Origin of the sequence: Paenibacillus sp. FSL H7-689 (assembly GCF_000517905.1) — a bacterium.
GTDB classification, from domain to species: Bacteria; Bacillota; Bacilli; order Paenibacillales; family Paenibacillaceae; genus Paenibacillus; species Paenibacillus amylolyticus.
In genome coordinates, this window is record NZ_ASPU01000066.1 from 345,740 (window position 1) to 367,035 (window position 21,296).

15 protein-coding genes are annotated in these 21,296 nt (G+C 46.2%); 11 read left to right on the forward strand and 4 right to left on the reverse strand.

Going from position 1 to position 21,296, the window contains the following annotated elements; all coding sequences use genetic code 11:
- The first annotated feature begins 256 nt into the window (after positions 1 to 256).
- From hcp to C170_RS29775, 6 genes are all read left to right on the forward strand, one after another.
- On the forward strand, positions 257 to 1,549 hold the full coding sequence (gene hcp / locus C170_RS29750) for a hydroxylamine reductase (protein ID WP_036617450.1): 1,293 nt from the start codon (positions 257 to 259) through the stop codon (positions 1,547 to 1,549).
- A 297-nt stretch (positions 1,550 to 1,846) separates the two neighbouring features.
- Complete coding sequence (locus tag C170_RS29755) at positions 1,847 to 3,256, forward strand: PTS transporter subunit EIIC (protein ID WP_036617453.1); 1,410 nt, start codon at positions 1,847 to 1,849, stop codon at positions 3,254 to 3,256.
- Positions 3,257 to 3,485: 229 nt separating this feature from the next.
- Complete coding sequence (locus tag C170_RS29760; protein WP_036617455.1) at positions 3,486 to 5,111, forward strand: helix-turn-helix domain-containing protein; 1,626 nt, start codon at positions 3,486 to 3,488, stop codon at positions 5,109 to 5,111.
- A gap of 102 nt (positions 5,112 to 5,213) precedes the next feature.
- Complete coding sequence (locus C170_RS29765) at positions 5,214 to 6,230, forward strand: ABC transporter substrate-binding protein (protein WP_036617457.1); 1,017 nt, start codon at positions 5,214 to 5,216, stop codon at positions 6,228 to 6,230.
- A 6-nt stretch (positions 6,231 to 6,236) separates the two neighbouring features.
- Positions 6,237 to 7,262 carry an NAD(P)/FAD-dependent oxidoreductase gene (locus tag C170_RS29770; RefSeq protein WP_036617629.1) on the forward strand — a complete coding sequence of 342 codons (1,026 nt, stop codon included), beginning with the start codon at positions 6,237 to 6,239 and terminating at the stop codon, positions 7,260 to 7,262.
- A gap of 173 nt (positions 7,263 to 7,435) precedes the next feature.
- A complete protein-coding gene (locus C170_RS29775) occupies positions 7,436 to 7,834 on the forward strand; it encodes a hypothetical protein (protein ID WP_036617460.1) in 399 nt (132 codons plus the stop codon).
- Between the two features lie 682 nt (positions 7,835 to 8,516).
- Here C170_RS29775 and C170_RS29780 read toward each other — a convergent pair.
- Positions 8,517 to 9,491, reverse strand: a complete 975-nt coding sequence (locus C170_RS29780) for an ABC transporter substrate-binding protein (RefSeq protein WP_051447480.1) — start codon at positions 9,489 to 9,491, stop codon at positions 8,517 to 8,519.
- 204 nt (positions 9,492 to 9,695) lie between these two features.
- On the opposite strand from C170_RS29780, the gene C170_RS29785 reads away from it, so the two are divergent.
- The 4 genes from C170_RS29785 to C170_RS29800 all read left to right on the forward strand — a co-directional run bounded on the left by C170_RS29785 (position 9,696) and on the right by C170_RS29800 (position 15,481).
- On the forward strand, positions 9,696 to 11,546 hold the full coding sequence (locus C170_RS29785) for an AraC family transcriptional regulator (protein ID WP_162158999.1): 1,851 nt from the start codon (positions 9,696 to 9,698) through the stop codon (positions 11,544 to 11,546).
- Between the two features lie 170 nt (positions 11,547 to 11,716).
- Complete coding sequence (locus C170_RS29790; protein ID WP_036617466.1) at positions 11,717 to 12,259, forward strand: CueP family metal-binding protein; 543 nt, start codon at positions 11,717 to 11,719, stop codon at positions 12,257 to 12,259.
- A 175-nt stretch (positions 12,260 to 12,434) separates the two neighbouring features.
- Positions 12,435 to 13,436, forward strand: a complete 1,002-nt coding sequence (locus tag C170_RS29795; protein WP_036617469.1) for an ABC transporter substrate-binding protein — start codon at positions 12,435 to 12,437, stop codon at positions 13,434 to 13,436.
- Complete coding sequence (locus C170_RS29800; RefSeq protein ID WP_036617472.1) at positions 13,433 to 15,481, forward strand: iron ABC transporter permease; 2,049 nt, start codon at positions 13,433 to 13,435, stop codon at positions 15,479 to 15,481. Before C170_RS29795 ends, C170_RS29800 begins: the two co-directional genes overlap by 4 nt.
- 289 nt (positions 15,482 to 15,770) lie before the next feature.
- On the opposite strand, the gene C170_RS29805 is transcribed toward C170_RS29800, so the two are convergent.
- Entirely contained in the window at positions 15,771 to 16,943 is a 1,173-nt protein-coding gene (locus C170_RS29805) for an aminotransferase class I/II-fold pyridoxal phosphate-dependent enzyme (RefSeq protein WP_036617475.1), read from the reverse strand.
- Positions 16,944 to 17,037: 94 nt separating this feature from the next.
- A complete protein-coding gene (locus C170_RS29810; protein ID WP_235200861.1) occupies positions 17,038 to 19,113 on the reverse strand; it encodes a methyl-accepting chemotaxis protein in 2,076 nt (691 codons plus the stop codon).
- Between the two features lie 257 nt (positions 19,114 to 19,370).
- Between C170_RS29810 and C170_RS29815 the strand changes: the two genes are divergently transcribed.
- Entirely contained in the window at positions 19,371 to 20,399 is a 1,029-nt protein-coding gene (locus C170_RS29815; protein ID WP_036617478.1) for a hypothetical protein, read from the forward strand.
- 79 nt (positions 20,400 to 20,478) lie between these two features.
- Here the strand turns inward: C170_RS29815 and C170_RS29820 are convergent, their stop codons facing one another.
- Positions 20,479 to 21,198: an SDR family oxidoreductase gene (locus C170_RS29820; protein WP_036617480.1), complete on the reverse strand. Its 720-nt coding sequence runs from the start codon at positions 21,196 to 21,198 to the stop codon at positions 20,479 to 20,481.
- Between the last annotated feature and the right edge of the window lie 98 nt (positions 21,199 to 21,296).

Sequence of the window (21,296 nt, forward strand, 5' to 3'; positions counted from 1 at the left end):
ATCTAGAATCGTTTCATTTTCGTATTTTTTTAAGATTATGGATTTATACGTTTTTAGCTGTACACAGTATTTTTCATAATGATCCGAGATATGCCTTTTTTTGAATGTTATTATTTCCAGTTTGGATGATAGTCTGGAGAACTATATATAGATGTTGGATCAGAAACTGTGTGCACCATCACACTAGCTCATATCAGGGTCTGTTACGCTATTACATAACGAACTGCGTTAAATCTAAGTTTGGAGGGGAAACCATATGTTTTGTTATCAGTGCGAGCAGACGCCGAGTGGCGGGTGTACCGTGGTAGGGGTATGCGGCAAAAACGAAACAATCGCAAGTTTGCAGGATACGATGATTTTTGCGTTAAAAGGCATCGCTGCTTATGCGACACATGCACGCCAGTTGGGATATTCTGATCCTGAGGTGGATCGGATTACACATGAGGCATTATATATGACATTAACGAACTCGAATTTTAATGTACAGGAACACCTGGAGATGGCGATGAAAGTCGGCAATGCAGCAATCCGCATTATGGACGTGCTGGATCGTGCGCACACGGACCGCTTTGGTGTACCGCAACCGATTACGGTTAGCCAGAACCAGATTGAAGGACAGTGCATCGTGGTGACGGGACATAATCTGTATGCATTGGAGGAGTTGCTTCGTCAAACTGAAGGGAAAGGAATTAACATCTATACGCACTCGGAAATGTTGCCTGCGCACGGTTATCCGGCATTGAAGAAATATGCCCATCTCAAGGGTAATATCGGCAAAGCCTGGTACGATCAGAGAAGACTTTTCGAACAATTCCCGGGTGCTATTCTCGCAACGACGAACTGTGTTATGCCGATCAAAGGCACATATGCAGACCGCTTTTTCTCCTACGAAGTGGCGGGTCTGGAGGGTGTGGCCAAGATCATGGATGATGACTTCTCACCGCTGATTGAACGTGCATTGTCTCTGCCTGCGGCTAATGTACAGTCAGAGCAAGTCTTAACGACAGGATATCATCATGAGACTGTGATTGGGCTTGCGCCCGAAATTATTCAAGCGGTGAAAGACGGTCATATCCGTCGATTCTTCGTTATTGCTGGTTGTGATGCGCCAGGCAAAGGGGGCAATTACTATCGTGAACTTGCGACATCCTTGCCGAATGATACCGTAATTCTGACGACTTCCTGTGGTAAGTTCCGCTTCAACGATGTGGATTATGGTACGGTTGGAGACACGGGTATACCGCGTTATATCGATCTGGGTCAATGCAACAATTCCGGTTCTACGGTGAAAATTGCAATGGCTTTGGCGGATGCTTTTGGCTGTACTGTAAACGAGTTACCTGTCAGTATTGTGCTGTCCTGGTTTGAGCAAAAAGCAGTTGCGATCCTGCTTGGCCTGTTCAGCCTTGGCATTCAGGACATTCGTATTGGACCAAAACCGCCTGAGTTTATATCGGAAGGTGTCTTGGATGTACTCGTAGATATGTTTGGTCTAAAGTTAATTACAACGGCAGAAGAAGATATGAACGCGATGTTGGCACTGTCATAGGATGAGGATGTATATTTACGTGCAACATCATCTGATGACTGCGAATGTCGGTTGTGAGTATGAAGAGTATGACTCATACGTACAGATGGATAAGAGCCTACATAAAAGTAGGCTTTTTTGCTTTTTCGACTTTCATAGGTCCATATACCTTGTATAAATGAACATGAAATGTCAGGGAAATTAGTTTTTTTATCCTATTGAAGTTTTTTCATGGAAATGTGTATATAGATAGAGGCATATTAGATCATAACACATCACAAAACACGGGTTTACCGTAATATGAGGAGATCGTACATAATGCATGACACACAGATTGAAGATTGGTTGAAACTCGCAGGTGGCAAGGAGAACATCAAGCTCGTAGAACACGATAAGGGCACAACGACGCTAGCACTGAAGGAAAGTACACAATTGAACATGTCGGCACTTACCTCCGCAGATGTTGTAGCAAATATTCGGGTAACAGGTGAGCAGTGTCATCTGACAATAAGAGATGAATCTTCCCTGATCTACAATACGTTACTGGGTATGGACGCTTGGGATTCGACAGGGACAACGTTGCAGGAAGCGGGACACACGAAGAAAAACGGATTCTCGATCTTACATTTTGTATCCGATGTATTCAGGCCCTTGATGCCTGCGATTCTCGGAGCCGCTGTTATTAAAATTATAGTCGCCATTATTGCGTTAATGGATACGTACAGTTCTGCGGACTCTTCAGCATTGATGGACAGCCAGACCTTTACGATCTTCAGGATCATTGGAGACAGTGTATTTTATGTACTGCCTATATTGGTAGCAATCAGCACAGCGTATCGGTTGAAGAGTAATATCTATGTTGCAGCATCTATTGGCGGACTCATGTTTTATCCGGAGATGACCATGCTGATGTCAGGGGAAAAAGAGGTGCATTTCCTGGGTTTGCCACTTGTGTCCCAGCCTGCTTTTTACTCTACGCCCATCTGGGTCATTCTCACGATCTGTGCAGCCGCCTTCTTGGAAAGAGTCGTTGAACGATGGAGTCCAAAATTCTCCAAAGGGATGGTTGCTCCATTCCTGACGTTACTGATTCTTGTTCCGCTAGTATTGATGATACTTGGTCCAGTCGGCACCTGGATTGATGAATATCTGCCGGAGGCATTGAATTCACTAGTAGCTAATGCTCCAGTGTTGTCGGTGATGTTACTGGGAGCTGTCTTCTCACTGATGTTAATTATAGGATTACACTACTGGCTGATTGCCATCATCATTAATGAAATGGTTATGAATGGTGGTTCTATGGTGATTGCTGCCATGTTAGTGGCGATTGTTGGACAAACGGGGGCCGCGCTTGCAAACGGAATCCGCTCGAAAGAGCCAACATCAAGAAGCCTGGCTTTCTGGGCTACTGGAACCGCCCTCCTTGGAGTGGTAGAGCCTGCATTGTATGCGGTCAACATGAGAAAAAGATCCTCTTTCTATGCGGCATTGCTGGGTGGAGCTGCGGGTGGACTATATTTCGGATTGTTATCTGTCAAGGCATTTGCTATGGTGGGGAATCCGAGCTTGGTCAGCCTCCCGCTCTTCATCGAAGAGGGTAGCCTGAATCTGTTACACACTTGCATTGGTGTGGTTATTGCGTTTGGTGTCTCAGGTGGACTAACGTATTGGATGGCAGGAAAAGGACAGAAACGGGGACAGGGGTCACCGAAAGCCAGCATTGAGTAAAACGTAAAACGTACTAATTGAAAAAGTAGTATTAAAGTTGTAATAAAGAGCCTGTACCTGATGGTACGGGCTTTTTTGTTGTGTTTTTCTGATTAATGTAAGTATGGAATGTACAATCGCTGTCCACCATTTTATTCAAGCCATAGCTTGTTGGTTATGGAGTTGTCATGTATTTTGATATAGTGAAACCTATAAATCTGGATTACTAATCCCTTTGAAAGGATAACCTATGTCTGACAACATGGAATGGATTGCTCAATGGAAGTCAACGAATGCACTAAGCAACACATGGATAACGAAAGGCGAGCTGCATTACTTTCCCAGTCACACCTTGATATTTATCATTGATGGAAAAGCGATCTGGAATATAAATGGACACCGAGTTCACGTCTCCTATGGAGAATTAATTGCGGTTGAAGAGAACTCCGTAATGGAGGTCATTGAAGGTGGCAACCTGGATCTGGCAGGCTGGCATGTTCAGTTCGATACATATTCGGTGCTGCATGATAGACGGGAAGCTGAGAAGTTCGAATGGCGGTTACCGTCAGGAGAGGCGTATCAGAAAGTGCAGCTGTCCGGTGGAGGTCTGGCAAGTATCATTCAGCATTGGAGTGAAGTGCATACACCGGATCAGAGTGCAGAAAGAGTTGGCAATCAGCATTTGTTATATGAGTTGTTAAGTAATCTATATCGGAAACAGCCGGATAACGAGTTGAAGCCAGAACACGGTATACTTCGCTCCATTGACTACATGCAGCAGCATTATGATCAGGTCATTACACGTACACAGTTAGCTCAGATTGCCGGTATTAGTCCATGGCATTATTCCCGCAAATTTAGTGAGCGATATGGTAAGCCACCTCTGGATTATCTGGCCCACTACCGGATCTATCGCGCGCAGGAAGAACTGATATTAACCGCTGCAACCTCACAGGATATTGCCAAAAAGTCTGGATTTGAAGATGCTCATTATTTTAGCCGACGCTTCAAACAGTTGACTGGCGTATCACCTAAGATATATAGGCAGACGATGACGCAGCGCAAGATGGTGTCACTTTCTCCAATCTGTGCAGAAATTATGATTCATCTGGGTGTCATCCCCCATGCCGTAGTGGTCACCCCAATCCTGCTGTCCCCACATCACCATGAACAATTTATAGCGCATGGAGTGCAGATGCTGGAGGTAACACAGTATGAGGTGGAGATAGAACTTGTTCGACAAGTTCAACCGGAGATGTTGATAGGAAACGTATTGACGGAAGAGGTCAAAAGGGAACTGCGCACAATTGCACCGATTCTAACCGGACTTCATCAAGATGTAGAACCAATGCTCGATCAATTGGCAGCCTGGTTTCTTAAAGAAGAAGATGCTCATAGACTGCATCAGCAGATGAAACACGAAGTCAGCGTAGCTAAGCGACAGTTGCAACCCATCATCCAATCCGCGGCCACTGTCATGCTGCTGAGGGTAGAAGCGTTTGGTTATCGATATCTGGGTGGGCATTCACACGGGGTATCACACTTGTTATATGAACAGCTTGGATTAACACTGCCGCAAGCACTGGATTCAGGTACAGCATGGTTTAACCCTTGTTCGCTTGAACTGCTCACACAAGCCAATCCCGATTACCTCTTTGTGGAGAAGCGGATCATGCAGCACTTCAGTGCTGAAGAGAATATGAGGAAACTATGGGAGAGTCCGCAATGGAACGAGCTGAAGGCTGTGAAAAATAATCGGGTATTTTACGTAGATACTCACCTGTGGGTAGACGGTCACGGAATAACGGGACACACTCTGATTCTCAATCAGATCATTCGCCATTTTACGGAATCTTTTCATGAGAGAGCACAATAATCCAACTGAATACGCACGATATGCTATGGAAGCAACACTTCTTATTTGATACTATTTGATAATAATTATCATTATCAATATACATAAGGGGCGAAGTATATCATGTCACGAAGATTTAAAGGGTTGGGTATCATGCTGTTGGTGATTAGTGTAATGCTGGCGGCATGTTCCGGTGGAACCAAGGAAGAGAACGCTACAGCTGGAACAGCAGGCGCTCCAACTGAAGGAGTAGCGAGTACTGCAGAACAAACAGCGACTGAAAGTGGGACTAAGGTGGTGAAGGATCAGTTTGGAGAAGTAATGATTCCAACTCATCCTCAAAATCTGGTTGTGTTTGATTCGATTTATGCCGAGTATCTGATTGAAATGGGTGTTACACCCCAAATCGTTTTGTTAACTCCAGAAGTTGAAGCGGAATACCGCCCTGAGTATTTGAAAGAACACGGGGTCCAAATCATTGAAGTCGAGCAATATCAATATAATTATGAGCAGTTGCTTGCGTTGTCACCGGATATGATCCTTGCAGCTGGCGAAGGAATGGAACAGGGCGTATATGATGAATTGTCCAAAATCGCTCCTACAGTGGCACTTGATGCCAACAGTGAAATGAAACGTGCTATGCCAAAGCTGGCTGCCATATTTGACAAGAACGAAGAATCTGCCAAAGTACTGGCTGAATTCGATGAGAAAGCCTCACAAGCGAAAGAGAAAATCGCGGCAGCCTTGGGAGAAAAGACCGTATTGGTTCTCCGGGTTGAGCACAATCGTTACCGTTTCATGGGTCCCAAAGGAGGAAGTAGCAGTGTTTTCTTCTATGATATTCTTGGTCTGAATAGTCCTGATGCTATTAAAGATTCTACAGATTGGTTTAGCCAGTTCTCTCTGGAATTCTTGCCTGAGATGAATCCGGATTATATTTTCCTGGAAGACAGAACCCTCGTAGGTTATGACACGAAGAAATCTATGGAAGATCTCAAAGCAAGCCAGGTGTGGTCGAATCTGGAGGCTGTGAAGAATGATCATGTCTTCCCGTTGAAGACAAGCCAATTCGTATCGGGTGTGGGTCCAATTGGCTCTGTAAAATTGATGGACTATGTTGTTGAAAAGTTGGTGCCATAGATGACGATGGAGACACAATTGGATATCTACGATATTACCATCGTTGGTGGGGGACCTGCTGGAATGTACGCCTCCTTTTATAGTGGCATGAGAGCCATGCGTACCAAAATCATTGAAGCCAAACAAGAACTGGGCGGATTCATGCGTACGTACCCGGAGAAGCTGATCTGGGATGTGGGCGGGGTTGATCCGATTCGCTGTGAGAAGCTGATTGAATCGCTGGAGAGACAAGCGAGAACGTTCGATCCAACGATTGTATTTGGGCAGGAAATTGCTGAGCTTGAACGACGTGAAGATGGTGTATTTGTACTCATGTCTAAAACAGGGGAGCGCCATTACACACGTACCATCCTGTTATGTGCGGGTAGAGGCATGACTCAGGTGCAAAAGCTGGATGTCGAGGGTGCCAATCGGTATGAGCTGACAAATCTGCACTATACCGTAACTGATCTATCTCGATTTGCAGGGAAGCGTGTTCTGATCTCGGGTGGTGGTGATTCCGCAGTCGACTGGGCGAATGAAATGGGCAAGATCGCAAGTGAAGTTACGGTGACACACAGACGTCATGAATTTACCGGACACGAGTCGCCAGTTGCTCAGATGAAAGCTCAGGCCAACGTCATGACGCCGTTTAGCATCTCACGCTTATACGGTACAGGTGACAAAATCGATCGTGTCGAGCTAGCCCATGTAGAAACTGGTGAGATCACACATGTTGAAGTGGATGAAGTTGTTGTAAGCCATGGGTATGATCGTGATTTTGGTAACCTTGTGCAATGGGGACTGGCGCGGGAAGATTACGGCGTGTCCGTTGATCAGCGTATGCGTACCAACATTCCAGGCATATTCGGAGCAGGGGACTTCATCACTTATGGCAGCAAAGTCAGGCTGATCGCAGGTGCTTTTAACGATGCGGTGCTCGCAGTCAACAGTGCCAAGACGTATCTGGAACCTGCTGCTTCCGATATGGCGGGTGTCTCTTCCCATAATGCCCGTTTTTATGAGAAAAACAAAGCTCTCTCTAATACGTAGATAGGTTTGCACGGAGGGAAGGAAATCTGAAGAGCCCGACACAATTTCGAGATCTCCTCGAAATTGTTCGGGCTTTTTTCAATAGAATGATGAAGTAAGGAAATGAAATACAAGTTGAAGAAATGATATAATCATAACAAAGAAATATGAAAGATCACTATGGGAGGTAGCAGATGAAAAAGATAAACAAATTTATATCTTCTCCTCTTGAATTTGAGGTCTTGGAGCATGACCAGGTGATTGCCAAAGTGAAGTTGGATTATAGCAATCAAACGGTTGAAGTATGGCAAGATAAAAGTGTATCGCCTGTTTTTCTCCCTTTTCCAAGCAAGTCTAAGGTAACCGTTGGGGATGTACTGGATTACTTTGAATCCAGATGTTTCCCTCGCACCAGACATCATGCCGATAAAATTCTGCAATCATTAGGTCTGAATGATTATGTAGCTTCGGAGATCGTAAAACAAACACATGGTGTGTTATATGATGATTATGTCTGGATTAGATTTTCTAATGAGGAGTTGTCTTGTGCTGATGTCCATCCCCGTTTTGCAGGTGAGCAAGGATTCTCGTAAGACTTTTGTCAGTAGTAGCAAGATTTTGAGATAGTTGCTCAAATTTTAAGATCCCAGATTCGAAAGTATGAACACTTATTTGTGTGATTAGATAAAATATGTCGACGTATCCATATTGCAAATAGCGACATATTCATACCAAATAAAACAGCGCCACCTGAATCGTTCTGGTGGGCGCTGTTTGTGTAACCTTTTTTTGAGATGGATAAAGAGTCTTAAATCCCCAGACTACCGATCTTGGCGAATGGATAGATGATTTTATAAGGGACTCAGGACATCTTATTTGGCCTTCCGCTCCTCTTCTTAAATTCTAAGGAACCTCAGACACGATATCTACCAAAATGCCCTTATAAAAACACTGAAAACGGCTTGTTAATCGGATATAGAGTGTCTCAAGTTCCTTAGATTTCTGCACGCGCTTCAAATCGTTGAATAAGACGCCTCAGATTCGTTAGCGTTCGCTCCATATTTTGATCTAACCGGCGGCGAGCCGAGAGAACGACCCTGAATCCCGCCCAAAGCGAAGCTTTTCATTGTAAGGAAGAAAATCTGCTTTCACGACGTCTTGATCGCTTGCTCTCACTTGAAGGGTACGTTCTCGCACATTCAGGATTCAGTGCGCTTGCCTACGCTGAACACGTTCAGGTTCGGTTTCGGGCCTCACTAGAATTGAAAACTCGCGCTAATTCAGCTCAGTCTGTCCACTTGCGAGTCGATCTGCGATCTCTTCGGCTTGTAGAATGGAGGTATAGGGATCAGCAGTGAAATATTTATGAATATCCAGTTTGTAGATATGGTCGTTCTGCACCGCAGGCAGATTGTCCCAGACGGTAGGCAACAGGGAGTGATCTTTCGTGCCTTCTGTAACCATCATCAGCAGGTAATCACCTACATACTCTCCAAAGACCTCCGCGCTAGCTTCCAGGTTTTCTTTGCCTTGGTCCAGAAGATCTGATTTCACCTTGGGTGCCGGAGTTAGTCCAAGCAATTCATAGGCTGCTCTTCCACCACGATTGGCGCTGTTGCCAATAATGGCTGGGTTCTTCAAAAAGTTAAAATCGGCAACGGTGAAGGTGGCACCATCCGGAATGACACCTTTAATTTTGGCCTGAGCTGCTGCGATCCGTTGTTTAAATGATTCGTTCCAAGTTATAGCTTCTGCTTCGCGGTTCAGAATCTCGCCCATGGCTGTCACTTCTGCTTCCATGGAATCATACTGATCGGGTACGAATACGACAGTCGGAGCGATTTTGGAATAGGTCTGAAATTTCTCCTGGTCCCATGTGATAATCAGATCCGGTTCCAGCTCTACCATTTTCTCAAGTGAAACCTCACTGTGGTTACCCAAATCCGCGCTATCCACAAGTTTGTCACGCAGGAATACTCCATAATCCAGCAGGCTACTCGGCACACCAACTGGTGTTACGCCGACAGCCAGAACATGTCCTATATTCCAATCAACGACAACCCGCTCCGGGTTGAGGGGGACTGTAACGTCTCCCATCATCGTGGAGAGTGTTCTTGTTTGCGGTGCGGTGTTTCCTGTTTCTGTCGCCCCAGGTTTCACGGTCTCTTTCTGGGTACAACCACTAATGAATACGGCCATGATCAGCAAAACAGGCAGGGTGATACGATACCAAGCTTTCTTAAACAACATGACGAACCCTCTTTCTAATTGATAATGATTTTCATTTAATATAACTCTAGAGACAATCTAACGATTGCACAATAACCAATTCGGAAGCGGAAGCATAACCATTTCAGAACTCAATCGACAGGTTGAACTGAGAATGATTATCATATATGATGAGGCGAAGCTTTGGATGTGGTAACGAGGAAACACAAAGAAAGGTCCATGACGATGAACATAGAAGAATACGGGGCATTATGGGAGCATATAACAATCCGATTACTGGATATTCGGATCATGACCGTTAACATCAGTGAAGATCCTAATACGTGGACGCTTCCGTCGAATGCTTTTTTACTAATTACGAATGGCAAGGGGAAGATCTGGCTTGGTCAGGCGATGCATCACATTAAAGGGACATATATTCTGCACGCCTCCAAAGGAACGAGCCTGGATTGTCTGGCTAAGAAGCCGATGGAAATACATATGTTGTCTTATTCGTCACCAGAGTCAGAGAAGCCAAATACTGAAAGATCCCAAACATATACTGGGTCGGAGTCTTTGCAAGTAAGTTTTGGTTTTGAACCAGCGTGTCCATTGCCATTAATTGAAATCATGCAGTTGATATACAGACAATGGAATGAACTACAGTCAGCAGGCCGGATTCAAACCAAGGCGCTGTTCTACCAATGGCTCGCCGAGATGCTGAAACAAATGCAGGAGCAGAGGTTTAACGATGCTAAGCTGAATCGGGTAGATCAGGCGGTGCATTATATGAAACGTCACTACGGGGAACCACTCAAGATAGAACAGGTAGCTGAAATGCTGAATTGTAGTCCAAGGTATCTGAACCAATTGTTTCAGCTTCAATTAAATACGAGTCCCAGCCGTGTGCTGTCACAGATTCGGATGGAACAGGCATTAAAACTACTGGTGAGCACGAATGGGACCTTACAGGAAATCGCGGAGAGAGTAGGCTATGAGAACGGCTACACGCTAAGTCGTTATTTCAAGAAACATTATGGTGTATCTCCTGAGTTTTACAGAAAGCGTCGAGAGTGCGGTGCTCCAGATGTAGCCCTGCAAACATCCCAACAACATGCCGCTCTGGAAAGTCATTATTCGGGATGGAGCGAACGAACGGTACCCATACTTGAAGCCGACCAGACCTGGCCAGAACAGGAGATTGTAGATTTGAAAGGAGTCCAAGTGAGGAAACCCCCAGCGCCCGCGGTACCAAGAGCCAGAACTCGGATGCTTGCCACAAGCATGGGCGAGATTACGATACCGACCAAGCCTAGCCGTGTTGTCGTGGACTGGAATTTGGGAGAAGTGCTGGCATTGGGAGTGACGCCTCTCGGAGCGCCGCATTCACTCATTGAAAGTAACCAAATGCTGGAGCCTTATATCTATGATCAAGTACAGGATATCGGCAATCATAATTTTATCTCGCTCGAAAAAGTGCTTGAACTGGAGCCCGATTTGATTATCACCTGGAATCGTGCTGCTTACGCTTCCTATGCCAGAATTGCACCAACGGTGGTCTATGGAGGGACTGGTTACGGCTCTGTCGCGGAGGAGATTCGAGAGATGGGACGTATTCTGAATCGCCAGACAGAAGCCGAAACATGGATTAAGGAATACGGGCGGAGAGTACATACTTTGCAGCAAACGATCCCGGGCAAGGTCTCCGCAGAGAAGACATTTACCGTCATTGATCCGAACTGGGGAGAACATATTACCCTTGTGGGAAATACGGGAACTCGTGGAGGTAAGGCAGCCTACGGGTTACTGAACTTGAAGCCAGCAGGCAAGGTTCGCCAGGAACTATTGGAGCCGGGCCTGGAATACCTGGATATTGCGCGGAGTGCGGTAGGTGGGTACCTGGAGGACTACCTGTTGGTGTTGGATAATGGTATAAGACACGAACTTGATCAAGCTTCAGGCAAACCATGGCAGAAGTCCATCGAGACAGATCACTGCCGGATTATTAGCCTTGACTGGAATAGATATTTTCTATCCGACCCGTTGTCTGCGGTACTTCAAGCCGAGGAAATGGCAGACCGGATTATGGCATATTAATTGTCGCTCACGCAATGAACTGTAAGACTTATCGACCAGATATCATATATGCATATCCCGAAATGAGCGAACCATATATGTGAATATCTGGTGAATTTCTCGATGTTTAAGTCCATGATGGTTTGTTCTCCATTATACTTGATGAAAACGGACGAGGAGATGGACTCCAAATGAAAAAACAAATGTGGATCATTGCAAGTGTTGTAGTTGTGATTGTAATCGGAACCTATCTGTTTGCAAGCAATACGGGCAAGGAAGAGGCGGGTACAGCCAATGCGCCCAACATCCGAAAATTGGTGGAAGATATCAGCACAGGAAAAGAAACACCGGAATCTGCTTCCATCAATGCCAAACAGTTAATCGTCACCGATCAAGATGAAAAAACCATTACATATGATTTGCCTGAAAATGAATTTTTCCTTTCCATTGCACCCTATGTGGACCAGACCCATCCCTGTGCAATTCATAGCTTGACCGGTTGTCAGGGGGAAATGAGCAATAAGGAATTTAGCGTTACCATTCACGATTCTCAAGGCAACACTTTTATGAAAGATGAAGTAATTAAGTCTGGTGCAAACGGATTTATGGATTTTTGGGTGCCTAGAGACAGAACCTATCTGATTCGTATTGTTGGAGATGGAAAGGTTGCAGAAACGCAATTGTCTACATATGAAAATGATAATACATGCATCACTACGATGCAGTTGAGTTAACAGCAATCAATAGAAGGGAAGGATGGCTTTTGAGCTATTCTTTCCTTTTTTATTTGATAAAAGAATGGGAATAAGGTACTTTCCATTGACAAAAATTCATTCCTACGGCATAATCCAATAGTGATAATGATAATTGTTATCATATAAATACATATTAACAGGGGAGAAAAGAGATATGAAAAAAGGGTTGAATGGACTGTTGATTATGCTGGCCTTTGTGCTGGTTTTGGCGGGTTGTGGTAAAACCACGACTACAACAGATACAAGTCAAGGTAGTGGCTCGGGTAGTGCTCCGGCTGAAGAGACAGCAGGTCCTGTTACCGTGAAGCATAAACGTGGAGAGCTTAAGCTGGACAAGCCAGCAGAACGTGTTGTTACGCTTGAATGGACATATACGGAAGATGTCGTTGCCCTGGGTGTTCAACCAGTAGGTAACGCAGATAACGCTAACTATAAAGTGTGGGTAACATCCGAAGCAGCACTGGATGACAGTGTAACGGATATCGGAACACGCAGTGAACCCAACCTGGAAGCTATTGCTGCATTGAAGCCAGATCTGATCATTGCCAATGCGGATAATAACACGGCGGTCTACGATCAGCTGAATGCAATTGCTCCAACGATTGAATATGACCCGTATGATGGTGACGGCTATGATTATGACAAGATGACAGAGATCTTTAATAACATTGCAACAGCTCTCGGTAAAGAAGACAAAGCAAAAGAAGTTCTGAGTGATCTCGATCAACACTATGTAGAAGCCAAAGAAAAACTGGCTGCTGCGGGGAAAGAAAACTTCAACTTTGCACTGACGCAAGCGTTCACATATCAAAATGCAGTCAGCCTGCGTATGTTTACCGATAACTCGGTTGTGATTGGTACTTTGGACAAAATCGGACTGGTTAACGAATGGAAGCCGGATAAAGTTGAGAACTATGGCTTCTCTACAGTAGGTATTGAATCCTTAACCGATGTAAAGGACAGTAACTTCATTTATATTACACAACCAGACGATGACGTCTTTGGCACAGCCATGAAAGATAACTCGGTATGGAACGGACTGAACTTTGTGAAGGAAAAACGCACATATCAACTCGATAGTACAACATGGACATTTGGTGGACCGATCTCCTCCAAAGTATTGGTTGATGGGGTAGTCGAGGCGATTACCAAATGAGTTCGGTTCAAGGATCTAAGCCAGCTATGAATTGGCGCACAATAAGCATATATGGGGGCGGTCTAACCGCTCTCATCGTGCTTTTTTTTGTAAGTCTGTGTTATGGAGAAGCTTCCATTCCTTTGCATGTCGTTTGGGACGCTCTTACAGGCAGACAGGATTCATTAGAGCACAATATGGTCTGGGACTTGCGCATGCCGCGTACAGTAATCGGTATTCTTGCGGGTGGCGCACTGGCTGTTGCGGGCGCTTTGCTGCAAACGATTACTCGTAATCCATTGGCTGCTTCAGATACGCTGGGCATTAATGCAGGAGCGTACTTTGTGGTGGTGCTGGGAGCTATCGCTTTTCCAGGTCTATTAAGTCAGTCGCCTTTTCTTTTCGCAGCACTAGGTGGTTTGCTGGCAGCATTTGCGGCTTATTTCATGGGCGGCGGACGAACATCAAGCCCGGTTCGACTTGCGTTGTCCGGTATGATTGTATCGATGGTGCTTGGTTCATTTACAAGTGCATTACATATTTTTTTCTCCATGGAGACACAAGGGTTGTTCCTTTGGGGTTCCGGAACACTTGTCCAGAATGACTGGAGTGGAGTGTTTTATGCTTTGCCTTGGGTGGTTGGTATTACCCTTCTCGCGTTAATCCTGTCCAGACAGTGGGATATGCTGGAGTTGGATGAATCAACGGCTTCTTCCTTGGGACAAAAGGTTACATTGGCTCGTGCAGTAGGGTTAATTCTTGCTGTATTGCTGGCCGCTGTGATTGTCAGTGTAATCGGACCGATTGGCTTCGTGGGACTGGTTGCACCTCATCTGGTTCGATTGAGTGGTGTACGTTCTAACCGATTACTTTTACCCGGTGTGTTCATATGGGGCGCAGCGCTCCTGGTTGGAGCAGATGTCCTCGCCAAGATGGTGCATAACTCCAGCATGGAACTGCCAACGGGTGCCGTTATGGCGATCATTGGTGCACCGTGGCTCATCTGGCTTGTTCTTACACGCATGAAGGCTGCAAACGGATCAGGCATGTCTACTTCAATGAGCACAGGAGGAGCTGCGCGTCGCTTTGCATTTGGCCCGATGGCTGTATTATTCTCAGTCATAACGGTCGTGCTTATCTTGCTCAGTACGATGTTTGGCGGTATGCGAATTCCCCTGGCCGATTGGTTACCAAGTCTGTTCCAATCGGATGGACTGTTCTCCGCGCTGATTCAGCTTCGGATTCCGCGTACACTTGTTGCCGCAGGTGCAGGAGCTGCACTGGCAATCAGTGGTGTACTCATTCAGATGGCGGTACGTAACCCGCTGGCAGATGCTTCAATTGTTGGTGTGTCCTCAGGTGCAGGGCTTGGAGCGATGATGGTCATCATCTTATGGCCGGGTCTTCCGATATACTTGCTGCCAATTGCGGCAATCATCGGTGCAGCCATTGCTGCAGTGGTGGTGTTCTCCCTCGCCTGGAAGAAAGGACTGAACCCTTCGGCGGTTGTGTTGCTGGGGATTGCAATGTCTGCCATTGCTGGAGCAGGTATTCAGATTCTGATTGTCCGTGGTGCGGTTTACGGTAGCAGCGGATATATCTGGCTGACAGGAAGCACCTATGCTCGTACCTGGGAACAGGTGAGGGTTATCGGATTATTTTTAGTTATTCTGGTACCGGTGGCTTGGTGGCTGGCACGCAGATTCGAACTGCTGGTATTCGACGACAATAGTGCATCCGGGCTTGGTCTCGGAGTACGTCGTACACGATTATTGGCCATGACAGTGGGTGTATTACTTGCAGCAGGTGCGGTTGCTTGTGTAGGAACCGTTGGTTTTATCGGTCTGATTGCACCACATATGGTACGGCTACTGACGGGGAATAAGTTAAGACGATCCATGTTCCTATCCGCATTAGCGGGTGCAGTCATGCTGGTGCTCGCCGATACAATCGGCAGAACCGTTATGGCGCCGACAGAGATTCCATCAGGCATACTCATTGCGATCATCGGAACGCCGTACTTCCTGTATCTGATGTATCGTTCCAACTGGCGCAAGTCTGTGTAAAAAAGTTCAAACCTGAAGCCTGCTCCCCGAGCAGGCTTTTTGCTGTCACGGTATGCCCTCCAGCCATGATCTTATGTTCCTGTTTAACCCGGTTGCATAGATATTGGATCATTGGACCTGACGTGGTACCCACAGATAACCTTACCCGATGAATGGCTAGTTCATCTGCAAATGACAAAATCCCCTCACGTCTACAAGAAGTAGAGACCACGTTATCAAACGTGAAACTCTTACTCTCTGTGGACCTTGAGGGGACTTTTTGCTTGAGCACATTCGAATCGTACTCCCGTTAGCTGGATTTCAGAATCCCGCTGTCATCGACGGATTGTACCGCTTGTTGCAATATTTCATTATCCTGAACAAGCGCGAATCGAACGTAACCTTCGCCTGAAGGACCAAAGGCACTGCCTGGGGTTGCGATGACTCCTGCATGTGTAACCAGATCCATGGCAAATTGCTCCGAGCTGTCGTAGTGCGCCGGAATCCGGCTCCAGACGAACATCGTTGCTTCAGGTTTAGCGATGGGCCAACCGAGATTGCTGAATCCATCACAGAGGATGTCTCTTCGCTGTTCATAGATTGCTCTGACCCGTTCAACCTCGGATTGATCACCGGTAATGGCGGCAATTGCTGCTTTTTGGACCGGTAGGAACATCCCGTAATCCATATTGGATTTTAGCTTTTTCAGCATGGAGACCATGGTTGCATTGCCCACACAGAAGCCGATTCGAGCTCCTGCCAGTCCGTACGTTTTTGACAGGGAATTGAATTCCACACCGACGTCCATGGCGCCAGGGAATGCGAGGAAGCTTCCACATGACTTTCCGTCAAACACGAGCTCGCTGTACGCATTATCGTGAAGCACGATAATATCATACTTCTTGGCAAAGGCAATCAGGTCAAGATAGAACTGATCCGGTGCCATCGCAGTTGTCGGATTGTTAGGATAGGAGACCAGCATGAATTTTGCTCGATGAGCGATATCTTCCGGTATATCCTGAAGCTGAATAACATACCCGTTTTCTTCTTTTTGCGGCATATAATACAGTTCTGCACCTGCCAGTAACGGTCCATCCGCAAAGACTGGATAGCAGGGGTCAGGGACTAACACCAGATCACCTTCATCGACAATGGAGAGGGATATATGTGCCAGCCCTTCCTGTGAACCGAGCAAGGAACAGATCTGTGTTGCTGGGTCTAACTCGACCTGATAGCGTTGCTTGTACCAATCGCTTGTAGCTTGCAGCAACTCACTCTGATCATTCACAGCATATATATAATTAGCCGGATCAGCAGCGGCCTCGCATAGTGCAGTTATAATATGCTGCGCAGGTGGGATATTCGGCGTACCCACACTGAGATCAATAACGGGCTGACCGTTCTCCAGTCTGCGGCGCTTGATCTCCAGCAACCTGGTGAAAATTCCTTCGTTGAAATGATCCATTCGTTTGGCAAAGTTCATGATGATGATTCAGCCTCCAATCCTCTTCGTACGCATATTCATTAATAATAAATGGACAGCGACTAAAAGAGAAGAGCAGGGGAAAGCTTGCGGATCATGACTTTACTTTAAACTGGCTTAGTTCGTCTTGCAGTTTGCCAGATAGCTGGTTCAACTGTTTCGACAGATCCGCTACCTGTTCGATACTATCCAGCTGATCCTGCGTGCTGGCGCTTACTTCTTCCGTCGATGCCGAGTTCTCCTCTGTGGTGGAGGAGATAATCTCCAGTGCCTGGAATATCTCATCTTTGTGTTTGTGTACATTGGCGGTATTAGTGGTAATCTGCATCATACGTTGCTGTAGATCTTTCAGGTCTTTGTTAATACTGAAGAATACATGTTTGGTATCTTCTACGGATTTGGCATTCTCCTCCGCAATCTTCATACCGCGCATGGTATGCTCAACCGACAGGGTTGTTTTCTCTTCAATAACATTCACCTTTTTGTTGATTTCCTCTGTTGCCTGAGCCGTCTGTTCTGCAAGTTTGCGGACCTCTTCGGCAACGACGGCAAATCCTCTTCCATGTTCGCCAGCACGTGCAGCCTCAATGGAGGCATTCAGGGCGAGCAGGTTCGTTTGAGAGGCAATCTGTTTGACTGTATCCACAAAACTGGATATTTCATTCCGACTCAGGTCAATCTCCTGGATAATAGAGGACATTGCTTGGGTGGACTGATGGTTTTCCTCGGACCATTTCGATAATTGTTCCACGACCGCAAGTCCTTGGCTGCTTTGATCAGCAGATGTCTGCACGACCGTTCCCATAGCCTGCGCATCGGTAGCAATTTCATCAATTTGGCTGGATAACGAGCCTGTTTTGCGTAAGATATTTTCCGTTTCGATGGACTGATAATTCGTTGCATTGGCAATCTCGTTGATGGCTGTTGATGTGTCATTCATGGTCACAGCCGTTCGTGAGGAGATGGCCTGCAGATCATTCGACGACTGGTTCAGGATTTGCGCCGAGCTGCCGACCATTTGCAGCATGCCCTGAATTTTCTGCACCATGGAATTCAAGCCTGTGGCGATCTGTCCAATTTCATTATTAGATTTGATATCCAGTTTGACAGTCAGGTCACCTTGTTCAATCTGTTTAATCTTGGCCAGCAGCTGTGGTATGGAGCGTAACAGACGGCGAAGGGTAATATAACAAATAATCACAAGCAGAAGGGTAGCTGCAGCAAAACCGCCAAGTGTAATCCACGTGAATGTTTTTAATTCCGCAAGAACTTCTTCTTCGGATATAGTCAGACCAACGGACCATCCCGTATCTTTGCTGGTAGCGTAGCCGATATATCGACGTTCCCCATTGTCGTTCATAAGTTGTACGCCGTTTTCACCCGCAAGCATTTTCTTGCCGATGTCTCCCATGTCCCCCGTACTGTTCAGGATGTTTTCCTTCAATACCTTCTCTTGATCTGGATGGTACAGAATTTCCCCGCTCTTGGACAGCAACATGGAATAGCCCGTGCTTCCAAGGGAATAACTCTCCATAATCGCCGGGATATCCTTGAATGCAATATCCGCTGCCGCAAAGCCGATCGTGGTGTTGTTTTCGTCTTTGATCGGATAGAAGATACCCATGAGTACATCGCCTGCTGCAATATCAATGTACGGATCGGAGAAATAAAGTCCGTCTGCGTCGGTAACCGGCTTGTAGTATGGACGTGATTGGATATCAAAGTCCGGTGCAGATACGACACCATCATTTTGAATCCAAAAGCCTTTTCCATCCAGACCCGCGACCCAGGCATCGGCAAACGAAGGCTCTGCCTTAACGATAGCGGCGAGTGTCGCCTGTGTTTCCGCAGCGTAGGTTGAACTTTTCGCATCCGCAGCAGATGCTGTTGTTTCTATGTATTGCTGAAATAATGTGTTGGTGGACATTTGCTTGACCAGTGCACCTTTTTCCTTGAATAGTGCATCAAATTCACTAACAATGGCTTGTGTCTTGGTCTGGAGCATGGATTCCTGCTGTTTCACCAGAATGTTTCGTGTGCTTGCAAACATAAATGTTCCCAGCACGGCAAAGACAACTACGATAATGATCAGCAGCACAATGGACAACGTATTTGCCATACTGGATGTCCGTGCTCTCTTTTTCCCCCACTTGTTCAACATGTTCGACATATTCCATCTCCCCAGATGATTAATAAAAAGCTCAAAACGCCTAAGTTATATGTCGGCTTAATCTATAGTTTTATGTAGATTTCTGTCGAATAATCCTGAAAGCAACGGAAAGGAAAGGTATGATTATGAGCAGGGTGAAAGGGGAGGGATGAAAAAAGAGGAAAGGAATGAAAAAACGGGATCGGTAGTGGTTCATCCAGGCGATCTTGTTTATAATGGAATGAATTGGAACTATGGATGGAAAAGGGGGATTATCTGTGAGTGAGTTATGGCATGCTTCAATACAGGGGGTTCCATGGAATGCCGAAAAGATGCACCAGGCGGTGCATCTGTTGCGTCGCAGAGCAACGGTTCATTTTCGCGTTGACGCGGATACATACGAGGACCTTGCCGAGCTCGATGCCAAAGTATTCTTTGCCCGGCCGGATCTGATTCTACACATATCACATATGGACCCTAAAGGGGTATATTCATCCGGATTTTTGGGGCGACTGGCACAGTTGAAACATGTGTCTGCCTTGCAGCTTGATCTTTCGCAGGCTCAGGATTTGACGATACTGGGTGCGATGGAGCAACTGCAGTTTCTAAGATTGAATTCACCTGCAAAGGCAACCGTGCTCGATTTTATTAAACACTACAAACGATTGACCTTTCTTGAACTGCGTGGCAAATTCAACGGATTTGCTTCCATTGCGGCATGTCTCCAACTGCATACGCTCATTCTGAACTGCACGATCGAAAGTGCTGATGTGTTAGCGGAACTGCCTATGCTTCAGTATCTATCCCTGGATCACTGTGAGTTAAAAGGGGGACTAGATGTATTGACACAGTCGACCATCTCGATGTTGAAGCTCAGCTCTGTTCGCAAACTGACGAGTATTCAGGGACTCGAACAGATGCGCGGGCTGGAATATCTGCATCTGTCCTTGCCCAAGCTGGAGCAGTTATGCGACTTTTCCCTTCTGACCTCTCTCAGACAGCTCGAACTGGACTATATGAAATCGTTGCGGGATACGACACATCTATGGACAGCCCGTGCTTTGGAGTCTATTGAACTGAAAGAGATGAATACGGCGCTCAAGGCGGATTCGTTTGCTGGACTGACCGGGCTGGAGCATTTGCGCCAAATCGATTTTCGTTTCATTGATGTTAACAAAGGACGAATTGCAGCTATGCGTGATCATCTGGACAAGGCCGGAAAATCCCATTTGTTATATGAAAATATCCCTGAGCATGAACGCCTGAATTCCGCAGGTATTGCGCACTTATCGCATGTATTAATGTAAACGGGCTTCTGTCCAGCATGTGTATACAGAGCGCACTCCGGTGAACGGACCGATTGAGGCGTGTAGATGTCATTGCTATCTAGGTGTTCGTATCCGTTAATGCGGGCATGTTGATCTCTTTCACGCAGGCCGCTTTGGACAAGCTGATGATACATCGAACGATGGAGACCATATCCTGCAGGGGAATGCGGGTCCCATCATACTCGGCCAGTGCACGTTCCATCCCGTCTTCATACGGAATTTCTGCCGCCAGTTCTCCCGGGTTGATGCATGTCACCGCGATGCGGTCATTCCTCGTATGTTCTCTTAGAGCTTCCGTAATACCCCGTATGGCAAATTTGGAGGCGACAAAAGAAACCTGGCTGCTGCCTGCATTGCTCAAACCGGCTGTTGAACCAATCAGGATGATCTTGCCTGCTTCAGACTGGCGGAGCTGAGGCAGTAAAGCCTGTATACATACAATTGTAGAAGTCACATTCACATGGATCAGCTGACTGATATCTGCGGGTTCATCCTTATCAAACGTGTAGTGCTCTTCAAATCCTTCCTTTTCCCAGATCCCCACGTTATAAATAAGCACATCCAACGTCTCGCCTTGAAGCTGGCTGGCAACTTGCTCTGCGGCCTGAAGCTCGGAAAGATCAGCCTGAATCCATATTCGCTCGACGCCATCCTCCACGGACAGACTTTCCGGCTTGCTGCGGGAGACCACCCAGACCTTATCACCGGATTGTGGCACACCTCTGACAAATGCATCGCCCAATCCCTTGCTTGCACCAAAGACAATTATATTTTTCAATTAAAGCCCTCCTTATCGATTAGAAATTAATAATATTTACATTAATCTATATCTTACTATAAAGGTGATATATGGAACATGAAGTTTACATGAGGTAT

Coding starts and splice junctions, on each gene's coding strand:
- C170_RS29765 (WP_036617457.1), top strand. CDS start 5,214: ATGTCACGAAGATTTAAAGGGTTGGGTATCATGCTGTTGGTGATTAGT.
- C170_RS29780 (WP_051447480.1), bottom strand. CDS start 9,491: ATGTTGTTTAAGAAAGCTTGGTATCGTATCACCCTGCCTGTTTTGCTG.
- C170_RS29795 (WP_036617469.1), top strand. CDS start 12,435: ATGAAAAAAGGGTTGAATGGACTGTTGATTATGCTGGCCTTTGTGCTG.
- C170_RS29760 (WP_036617455.1), top strand. CDS start 3,486: ATGTCTGACAACATGGAATGGATTGCTCAATGGAAGTCAACGAATGCA.
- C170_RS29810 (WP_235200861.1), bottom strand. CDS start 19,113: ATGTCGAACATGTTGAACAAGTGGGGGAAAAAGAGAGCACGGACATCC.
- C170_RS29785 (WP_162158999.1), top strand. CDS start 9,696: ATGAACATAGAAGAATACGGGGCATTATGGGAGCATATAACAATCCGA.
- C170_RS29755 (WP_036617453.1), top strand. CDS start 1,847: ATGCATGACACACAGATTGAAGATTGGTTGAAACTCGCAGGTGGCAAG.
- C170_RS29775 (WP_036617460.1), top strand. CDS start 7,436: ATGAAAAAGATAAACAAATTTATATCTTCTCCTCTTGAATTTGAGGTC.
- C170_RS29770 (WP_036617629.1), top strand. CDS start 6,237: ATGGAGACACAATTGGATATCTACGATATTACCATCGTTGGTGGGGGA.
- C170_RS29805 (WP_036617475.1), bottom strand. CDS start 16,943: ATGAACTTTGCCAAACGAATGGATCATTTCAACGAAGGAATTTTCACC.
- hcp (WP_036617450.1), top strand. CDS start 257: ATGTTTTGTTATCAGTGCGAGCAGACGCCGAGTGGCGGGTGTACCGTG.
- C170_RS29800 (WP_036617472.1), top strand. CDS start 13,433: ATGAGTTCGGTTCAAGGATCTAAGCCAGCTATGAATTGGCGCACAATA.
- C170_RS29790 (WP_036617466.1), top strand. CDS start 11,717: ATGAAAAAACAAATGTGGATCATTGCAAGTGTTGTAGTTGTGATTGTA.